The organism is Bradyrhizobium sp. MI1.3, assembly GCF_055811695.1.
Map to the genome: position 1 here is coordinate 19,586 of NZ_JBVVPQ010000084.1, position 8,113 is coordinate 27,698.

Consider the following 8,113-nt stretch of genomic DNA (forward strand, 5'->3'; position numbering starts at 1 on the left):
GTCATGGCCGGGCTTGTCCCGGCCATCCACGACTTGAACCGCGGCACTGAGAACGTGGATGCCCGGGACGAGCCCGGGCATGACGACGGAGGGTGGGTCGCCTTATCCCGTATTCCTCAGCCCCGCCGAGATCCCGTTGATGGTCAGTTGAATCCCGCGCAGCACCTGCTCGTCCGGGTTCTGCGCGCGGTGCTCTTTCAGCAGTTCGACCTGCACGTGGTTGAGCGGGTCGAGATAGGGGAAGCGGTGGCGCACCGAGCGCTCCAGCAGCGGATTACTCTGCAGCAGCCGGTCCTGGCCCATGATGTCCAGCAGCGTCTCGATGCAGGAATGCCATTCGCGGCGGATGCGGCCGAAGATTTTTTCGCGGAGCGCCTCATCCGGCACGAGCTCGGCATAGCGCGAGGCGATCGCGATCGAGCTTTTGGCCAGCACCATGTCCATGTTCGACAACAGCATGCGGAAGAACGGCCATTCCTTGTAGAGCTCTTTGAGGAACGGCATGCCCTTGTCGGGATGCTCCGCGATCCATTGCTCGACCGCGCTGCCAAAGCCGTACCAGCCGGGCAGCATCAGGCGGCATTGCGCCCAGGAGAACACCCAGGGGATCGCGCGCAAATCCTCGATCGCGCGCGTCTTTTTGCGCGAGGCCGGACGGCTGCCGATGTTGAGTGTCGCGATCTCGTTGATGACGGTCGACGCCCAGAAATAATCGACGAAGCCGTCGGTCTCGTAGACGAGGCCGCGATAGGCCTTGAAGGCGAGGTTTGAAAGCTCGTCCATCGCGGTCAGATATTCGCGGCGCGGCGCGCTCTGGCGCGGATGCAGCAGGCTCGCCTCCAGCGTCGCGGCGGCAAGGATCTCCAGATTGTTGCGGCCGACTTCGGCGTTGGAATATTTCGACGAGATGATCTCGCCCTGCTCGGTGATGCGGATCTGGCCGTTCACCGCGCCGCCGGGCTGGGCGATGATGGCATCGTAGCTCGGGCCGCCGCCGCGGCCGACCGAACCGCCGCGGCCATGGAACAGGCGCAGGCGCACGTGATGACGCTCGAATACGTCAACGAGGTTGATCTCGGCCTTGTAGAGCTCCCAGCCCGAAGTGACGAAGCCGCCGTCCTTATTCGAGTCGGAATAGCCCAGCATGACCTCCTGCACGCTGCCGCGGCTGTCGACCAGCCGGCGGTAATCGTGCAGCGAGAGCATGCGGTCCATGACGGTGGAAGACGCCTGCAAATCCTCGATGGTTTCGAACAGCGGCACGATGTTGATGGCGCTGCGCCCGGAGGGATGCACCAGCCCCACCTCCTTCAGCAGCACCGCGACCTCGAGCATGTCGGACATGCTCTTGCACATCGAGATGATGCATTGGGGGATGGCATCCGAGCCGAACTTCGCATGCGCCTCCGCGGCCGCATGGAAGACATTGAGCTCGCCCATGGTCTCGTCGCTGTATTTGACGAATGGCGACACCAGCGAGCGCGTCGAGCGCAGCTCGTTGGTGAGCAGCGAGATGCGCGCGTCCTCGCCGAGCGCGAGATAGGACATGCCGGGATTGGCGGCGTCCATCAGCTCGGCAATGGTGCGCTCGTGCACCGCCGAATTCTGCCGGATATCGAGCCGGGCCAGATGGAATCCGAAGCAGTCCACCGCACGGCGCAGCAGCCGCAGCCGGCCGCGGGCGATGACGCCGGCGTTGTTGGAGATCAGCGAGCGGTGCAGCACGTCGAGATCGGCCTTGAACTCCCCGACGCTGTCATACGGCGCGCCCTTGCCGACCGGCCGCCGCGTGATCTCGACCTGAAGCATTTCAGCCGTGGCGGTCAGGCGCGCATAGATGCCGGAGACCGCGAGGCGATAGGGCTCGCCGCTCCGGTGCGGCGAGGTATCGGGCGAGCGCTCCGCCAGCGTGCGCAACTCCTCGGATACGTCGGCGAGATGCGCCGCGATCGACAGCTCGGAGCCGAGCACGTGCAGCTCATTGAGATAGAACTGCATCACCCGGCTCGACTGCAGCCGCAGCGTGCCGCGCATCACGTCGGCGGTGACGAAGGGATTGCCGTCGCGGTCGCCGCCGATCCAGCTGCCCATGCGCAGGAACGAGGCGAGCTCGCCTGCCGCCTGCTCGCCGCCCTCCTCCAGCCGGTCCTCCAGCGTGTTGACCAGCCGCGGCACCTCGCGGAGAAACGTGTAATCGTAGAACGACAGGCCGTTGGCGACCTCGTCGAGCACGGTGAGCTTGGTCCGGCGCAGCAGATTGGTCTGCCACAGCGTCAATACTTCGCGGCGGAGCTGCTCGTCGCTTGCGGCGGCCTCGTCGGCCGTCAGCGCGACGCGCTCGCGACGATCGAGCAGGGCTGCGACCTCCATCTCGCGGTCCATGGTGCTCTTGCGGCGGACCTCGGTCGGATGCGCGGTCAGCACCGGGCTGACCAGCGCGCTCTTGAAGAAGTTGCGCAGAGCATCGGCACCGATGCCCGCAGCCCTGGCATGGGCGAGGGTCTCGGCCAGCACGCCGGAGCCGCCGCCCTTGTTGGCGCGCATCTGGCGAATGTTGTTCTGGTCTTCGGCGATGTTGGCGAGGTGGGAAAAATAGCTGAAGGCGCGGACGATCCGCACCGTCTCCGAGGTCGACATGCTGTCGAGGATCTGCTCGAGCTCGCGGCGGGCGAGCCGGTCCTCGTCGCGGTGGAATCGGATCGAGGTCTGCCGGATGCGCTCGACCAGGTCGAACACATCGGCGCCCTCCTGGTCGCGCACCGTGTCGCCGAGGATGCGCCCGAGCAGGCGGATGTCGTCGCGCATGCGCGCATCCGCCTCCAGCGCCTGGACATCCTCGGGGCGGTTGTTGCGTTGGTCGGCGGTGTCGGATGGTAATGTCTGGAGGGACATGGCTCGGCTCCCCTTGTAGAGCTCCCTATGGCTCCCCGGCCCGGTCGAGTGTGCGATATTCTTCTGCCGCAGTGCAAGGTGAACTTGGTGGCGGCGCACACCACCGGCGCCGTTCGTGTCCCGGGCACGAGAGATTTGCCTGCAACTCGTCACTGCACACGTCCGCGGTCTCGCGGCGCGGGCGCCCGAGTTTTGCTGTCCGTTTTCGCCCTCGTCGCAAAGAAAGGGCGCAGGGAAGGCCGGGCGCCGGCTGGCACCCAGGGTCCGCACGCGAAAACGCACGCGGGGGTGACCACAGGTGATGCCGGAACATCCGGCCTTCCCTGCGCGATGGTTTTTGCTTATGGCGCGCTCTCCCCGGGGAGCGATGCACTATTGCCCCCGTCGCCTTGCGGATGATCGATGCGCGCACTCGGTCGAGCCGCACATCACCGCAAGCCTTGACGCACAGACCCCGGGCGTCAGGACCACACGCTTTTGCCGTCCGCGGACGTCCCTCCCCGGACATCCGGAAGCTTGCGCGTGCTCGCCACCGAAGCCGAAAAGAACCGATGTGACAGCGCCGGGTCGTTCGCGCAGATCGCGATGGCTCACAGGGGTCGCCCGCCCTGCCACCTCGTCACGCGCCGGCGCTGCCGCGTCCATCGCATCCCGGCTCACGTATCGTGACGATCGCGAAACGCCCCTTCTGGCGGGCTGGGATGGCTGCGGTTTACCCGAAGAGAATAATTCGGTCAATCAGAATATTCGACGGCCCGGTGCTTGACCTGCATGTGGCGTGTTTTGCTTGTCGGGCAACGCGAGGGATGGTGTGCTCGGCGTCGACTGAGCGCCCCACCCACTGCCACGAGCGGACATGGCTATGGTGTGAGAGAGCCATCCGCTCTGCCTTGGGCCGCGTAGGATGGGTAGAGCGCTTGCGAAACCCATCATGCTTCGTCTGCGGCGGAGGGATTGATGGGTTTCGCTGCGCTCTACCCATCCTACGAGTGCTGAAGCGCTCGGCAGGTCGACCAACGTTATTTTTGCTTTCGAGGATCATCCTCGGCGTTCAAATAGTCGATGCCTGTCGGTCCAATCCCGGTAATCTCGAAGATCACCTCTTCGTCCCTGGTTTCCGCAAACTGCCACACCTTTGGCGGCACGTGCGAAAACGTACCGGGGGGAAAGCTCAGGAGCTTCGATGCATCGACCTTGTCGCCCAGCGCAGAATAGTACGTCCCCGAAATGATGACGCGAACGCGTTCATCGGGGTGAGAGTGCACAGGCATTTTGGAATTCGCCGGTACTTTGAGTCGAACGGTATAGAGGCCCGGCTTGCCCGGATTGCCGTGTAGCACCGCCGATTGCGTCCCCTTAGGCATCGAAAGCAGCGGGCTCCACTTCAGTTCGGTCGCCGTCACGCGCTTGTATTCAAGTGAATTATCTTCCGCGAGGGCCGCACAAAATCCACTCGTCGCAAGGACGGCCAACAAACCGATCCCAAACTTGAGAAAGGACATCTCGGGCTCCGTTGAAAATATCCGGCGCCGCTACTCTACTCCAAGTGGTCTTTCTCTGCCATGGGTCGTCAGCACGCGTAGGATGGGTTTGGCGCTCGCAAAACCAATCATGCTTCGTCATCGGCGGACGGTGATGGGTTTCGCTCACGCTCTATCCTTCCTACGAGCTGTACAGTGTGCTTATCGCGTTCGCGTCAAATCATACTCGCCATGCCGAGCGCGCGAAGAAGGTCGTTCTGAATCGGGGCGACGGCCTCGTTCAGACGCTGGACACCGAGATCCATGCCTTCGGGCATCACGACCGTCCGCAGAGGCCGCCGTTCCGTGGCCTCGACCAGCTGCGCGATCGCATTCGCGACGAGCTGGGGCTGCGGCGGATTCTGCGGGTCGTTTCCATCGTTGGAGTGCTGCTTGATCTGACCCGGGATCGCCGCAACACCGCCATAGGTTTTCAGCACGTCTTGGTCGGAGGGTTCAGGGCTGGATGGAAGAAGGTTGCTCGGGAACGGGCCTGGCTCGACGATGACCGAATCCACACCGAAGCTCGAAAGCTCGTAGCGGTAGGCTTCCGCGAGGGCTTCGAGCGCGAACTTGCTGGCGGAATAGACACCGAAGAACGGGAAGACCACCCGCCCCATGAGCGACGTGACATGGACGAGGACGCCGCTGCCGGCAGCCCGCATGTGCGGCAGAACGGCACGATCGGTACGAACGGCGCCGAAGAAGTTCACGGCGAACTGCGCTTCGATATCCTTGACCGTATAGGCTTCCGTGACGCCGACGGGCATCATTCCCGCGTTGTTGACCAGGGCATCGACCCGGCCGTGCTGCCGGACGACTTCCGCGATCGCGGCGTTGACGGATTGTTCGTCGGCGACGTCCATCTCGAGGACCTGGAGCGCACGCCCTTCAGCCTTTGCCGCTTCGACAAGCTCGTCGCGAACACGGCCATTTCTTCCTGCGACATCGCGCATGGCAGCAACCACCGTGTGACCCCGCTTTGCGAGCTCCAAGGCGGTGAGTTTCCCAAAACCACTGCTCGCACCCGTCACAACCACAACTTTTCCGCTCATCTCACGATCTTTCTCTGAATCCAAGGAATAATGAATCTATAGACAGACCTGTATGTCTTTGCAATCCCTAGATTGACAGAATAGTCTGTCCAGCGACGCATACGGCTCGGTTAAGGACGATCGATGAGCACGCTGCTTGATTTCGTGGACGTGGATATTCAACCGCTCGATGCGCTCGCCCCGCGCGAGCGCATTTTGAAGACGGCGTCAGACCTGTTTTACCGGTTCAGCATCAACTCCGTCGGAATCGACCGGATCATCGCCGAAAGCGGCGTGGCCAAGATGACGTTCTACAAGCACTTTCCCTCGAAGGCCGACCTCATCGCCACTTATCTGCGCTACAAGAGCGCCGTCTGGTTTCAGATGCTTTCGACCTCCACCGAGCGAGCCGGTCTCACGCCAGTGGAGCGCGTTCTCGCTGTTTTCGACGCACTCGAACAACCGCTCCTTGCGCCTTCGTTCCGCGGCTGTCCGTTCGCCAAAGGAATGGCCGAATTCGGCCCGGAGGCAAACTCCCCGGGCGTAGAGGCGACCATCGCAGCGTATTTTACAAAGTTGCACGACTTCGTTGCGTCACTCGTTGAGCCCTTGTCATTGAGCAAACCCGAAAGGGCCGTGATCCAGATCCTGTCGCTGTTCGAAGGCTCGCTCGTGATCGCACAGTCAACGCGTGATCCCGCCATCGTCGAGGCTAACCGCGAGGCAGCCAGAGTGTTGTTGGAACAAGGGATCGCATCGTCGTCTTAATCTGGAGCCCTTGCGAAACTCTTCCTGGTTCGTCACCGGCGGACGGATCGATGGGTGCCGCTGGCGCTCTCCTCATCCTACGAGCGCAATCTGAGCGCCGCCTGAATGCGCTTGGTACAGCCAGAATTTGCAATCTTGGTACTGGTTTCATGACCAGGCGCGACGCATCTAGCTGCTAGTACCGCGACCGAAGCGAACCCGATCGGCAGTCTCAGTACGAGCTGGTCAATCCGGACAGCGCAGATCGCGGACACTTCCACACTGCCCGGCAGTTTGTAGATAGCCGTTGTGCTTACGCTGCCTGCAACAGTTGCATCAACAGACAATGACCGAGGAGATAATCCCATGAAGGCGATCGTTGTGAGGGAACGGGCCGCGGGAACGGCCGGGATGAAGCTGGTGGAGCGGCCCGAACCGCAGGCATCGATAAACGATGTCGTTGTTCGGGTTCATGCGTCGGGATTTGTTCCGACCGAGCTGACATGGCCCTCGACCTGGACCGATCGCCTCGAGCGTGACCGAACACCGTCGATCCCTGGGCACGAGTTGGCTGGAGTGGTCACCGCTCTCGGATATGGCACTACGGGGTTGTCGGTAGGACAGCGGGTGTTTGGCCTCGCGGACTGGTATCGCGACGGCACGCTCGCCGAGTATGTGGCGATCGAGGCACGCAATCTCGCGCCGCTCCCGGGCGACGTCGACTTCACGGTGGGCGCAAGCCTGCCGATCTCGGGCCTGACGGCATGGCAAGGGCTGTTCCAGCACGGCCGCTTTCAGGCGGGGCAAAGCGTCCTCGCACACGGCGCGGCCGGTGCAGTCGGGTCGATGGTGACGCAACTCGCACGAGAGGCCGGCGCCCACGTCATCGGCACCGGACGCGCCGCCGACCGTCAGACGGTGCTCGACTTCGGCGCGAAGGAGTTCGTCGACCTCGACAACGATGCCCTGGAAGACATCGGCAAAGTCGACTTGGTGTTCGATGTCATCGGCGGTGACATCCAGAAGCGGTCCGCAGCATTGATTCGAGCCGGAGGAACACTGGTCACCATCGTCGGGCCCGCAGAGGCGCGACCCTCCGACGGCCTGGCGGTCGACTTTGTCGTCGAGGCCGATCGTGCCCAACTGAGTGAGATCGTCCAGCGGGTGCGGGACGGACGATTGCGGACAAACATCGGCAACGTCTCGATCTTCGACGATGCCGTCGCCGCCTTAAACCCGACCAGGCGACGCAAGGGGAATACGATCATTCGCGTTCGTCCCTGAGGGCGCATGCGCATTGATGCACGCAGCGTGCAGGATGGGCCGAGCGCTTGCGAAACCCATCATGCTTCGTCATCGGCGGACGGTTTGATGGGTTTCGCTCACGCTCTACCGATCCTACGAGCTTGGTTGGTCCTCAAGCTCCCGGATGTGCTTCGCGGTCCGTATTAACATCGGTACCAACTCCGATCTCGGGACAATCGTGACGCTCACCAGTGGTGATGGTGCCGCCAGCCATAATGATGACCTCGGCCTCTGCCCCAACCGTAATGATGACCACGCCCACCGTGATGACCCCAGCCGTGGCCACCACCATGCCCGTGGCCGCCCTTGACCTCGATAGTGGCAGTCTGAGACGCGCCCAGTGCGTCCGGCTTGGCAGCGGGCATCGCCGAAGCAGAAGGTGAAGGTATTAAAGCAACGGTCCCCGCCACAAAGCCGATCAAACAAAGCCACTTCATGCAATCGCCTCCCGATAAGAATGAGCCGTGGGCCAGCCGGCCGCGGCACATTGCGGCAGCGTTCGCTCCCGTTCTTCAACAATGAAGCCGGGAAAAAGTTGCAATGAATCTGACGCATTGCCGAGGGGCAGGATACCTATGCCCGGTCGAAAGCAGTCGTGCTCCACTTCGAATCAGC

General features: G+C 62.7%; 6 protein-coding genes. 2 read left to right on the top strand and 4 right to left on the bottom strand.

From position 1 onward, the window contains the following. Positions 1-102 precede the first annotated feature (102 nt). The 3 genes from ppc to AC0L3A_RS35030 all read right to left on the bottom strand — a co-directional run bounded on the left by ppc (position 103) and on the right by AC0L3A_RS35030 (position 5,467). Complete coding sequence (gene ppc, locus AC0L3A_RS35020; protein ID WP_007593678.1) at positions 103-2,892, bottom strand: phosphoenolpyruvate carboxylase; 2,790 nt, start codon at positions 2,890-2,892, stop codon at positions 103-105. A 1,019-nt stretch (positions 2,893-3,911) separates the two neighbouring features. Continuing rightward, complete coding sequence (locus AC0L3A_RS35025; protein WP_007593682.1) at positions 3,912-4,394, bottom strand: cupin domain-containing protein; 483 nt, start codon at positions 4,392-4,394, stop codon at positions 3,912-3,914. Positions 4,395-4,588: 194 nt separating this feature from the next. Continuing rightward, positions 4,589-5,467 carry an SDR family oxidoreductase gene (locus AC0L3A_RS35030; RefSeq protein ID WP_007593688.1) on the bottom strand — a complete coding sequence of 293 codons (879 nt, stop codon included), beginning with the start codon at positions 5,465-5,467 and terminating at the stop codon, positions 4,589-4,591. 123 nt (positions 5,468-5,590) lie between these two features. Between AC0L3A_RS35030 and AC0L3A_RS35035 the strand changes: the two genes are divergently transcribed. Further along, positions 5,591-6,214 (top strand): TetR/AcrR family transcriptional regulator, encoded by a 624-nt coding sequence (locus AC0L3A_RS35035; RefSeq protein ID WP_007593689.1) that lies wholly within the window; start codon positions 5,591-5,593, stop codon positions 6,212-6,214. 345 nt (positions 6,215-6,559) lie between these two features. Beyond that, positions 6,560-7,477, top strand: coding sequence for an NADP-dependent oxidoreductase (locus tag AC0L3A_RS35040; protein WP_007593690.1), 918 nt, complete (start codon positions 6,560-6,562; stop codon positions 7,475-7,477). A 133-nt stretch (positions 7,478-7,610) separates the two neighbouring features. Here the strand turns inward: AC0L3A_RS35040 and AC0L3A_RS35045 are convergent, their stop codons facing one another. Then, positions 7,611-7,790 carry a hypothetical protein gene (locus AC0L3A_RS35045; protein WP_007593691.1) on the bottom strand — a complete coding sequence of 60 codons (180 nt, stop codon included), beginning with the start codon at positions 7,788-7,790 and terminating at the stop codon, positions 7,611-7,613. Positions 7,791-8,113 lie beyond the last annotated feature (323 nt).

Bases quoted from the DNA above. Each gene is read 5' to 3' on its own strand.
- AC0L3A_RS35025 (WP_007593682.1), bottom strand. From the start codon at position 4,394: ATGTCCTTTCTCAAGTTTGGGATCGGTTTGTTGGCCGTCCTTGCGACG.
- AC0L3A_RS35030 (WP_007593688.1), bottom strand. From the start codon at position 5,467: ATGAGCGGAAAAGTTGTGGTTGTGACGGGTGCGAGCAGTGGTTTTGGG.
- AC0L3A_RS35040 (WP_007593690.1), top strand. From the start codon at position 6,560: ATGAAGGCGATCGTTGTGAGGGAACGGGCCGCGGGAACGGCCGGGATG.
- AC0L3A_RS35045 (WP_007593691.1), bottom strand. From the start codon at position 7,790: ATGGTGGTGGCCACGGCTGGGGTCATCACGGTGGGCGTGGTCATCATT.
- ppc (WP_007593678.1), bottom strand. From the start codon at position 2,892: ATGTCCCTCCAGACATTACCATCCGACACCGCCGACCAACGCAACAAC.
- AC0L3A_RS35035 (WP_007593689.1), top strand. From the start codon at position 5,591: ATGAGCACGCTGCTTGATTTCGTGGACGTGGATATTCAACCGCTCGAT.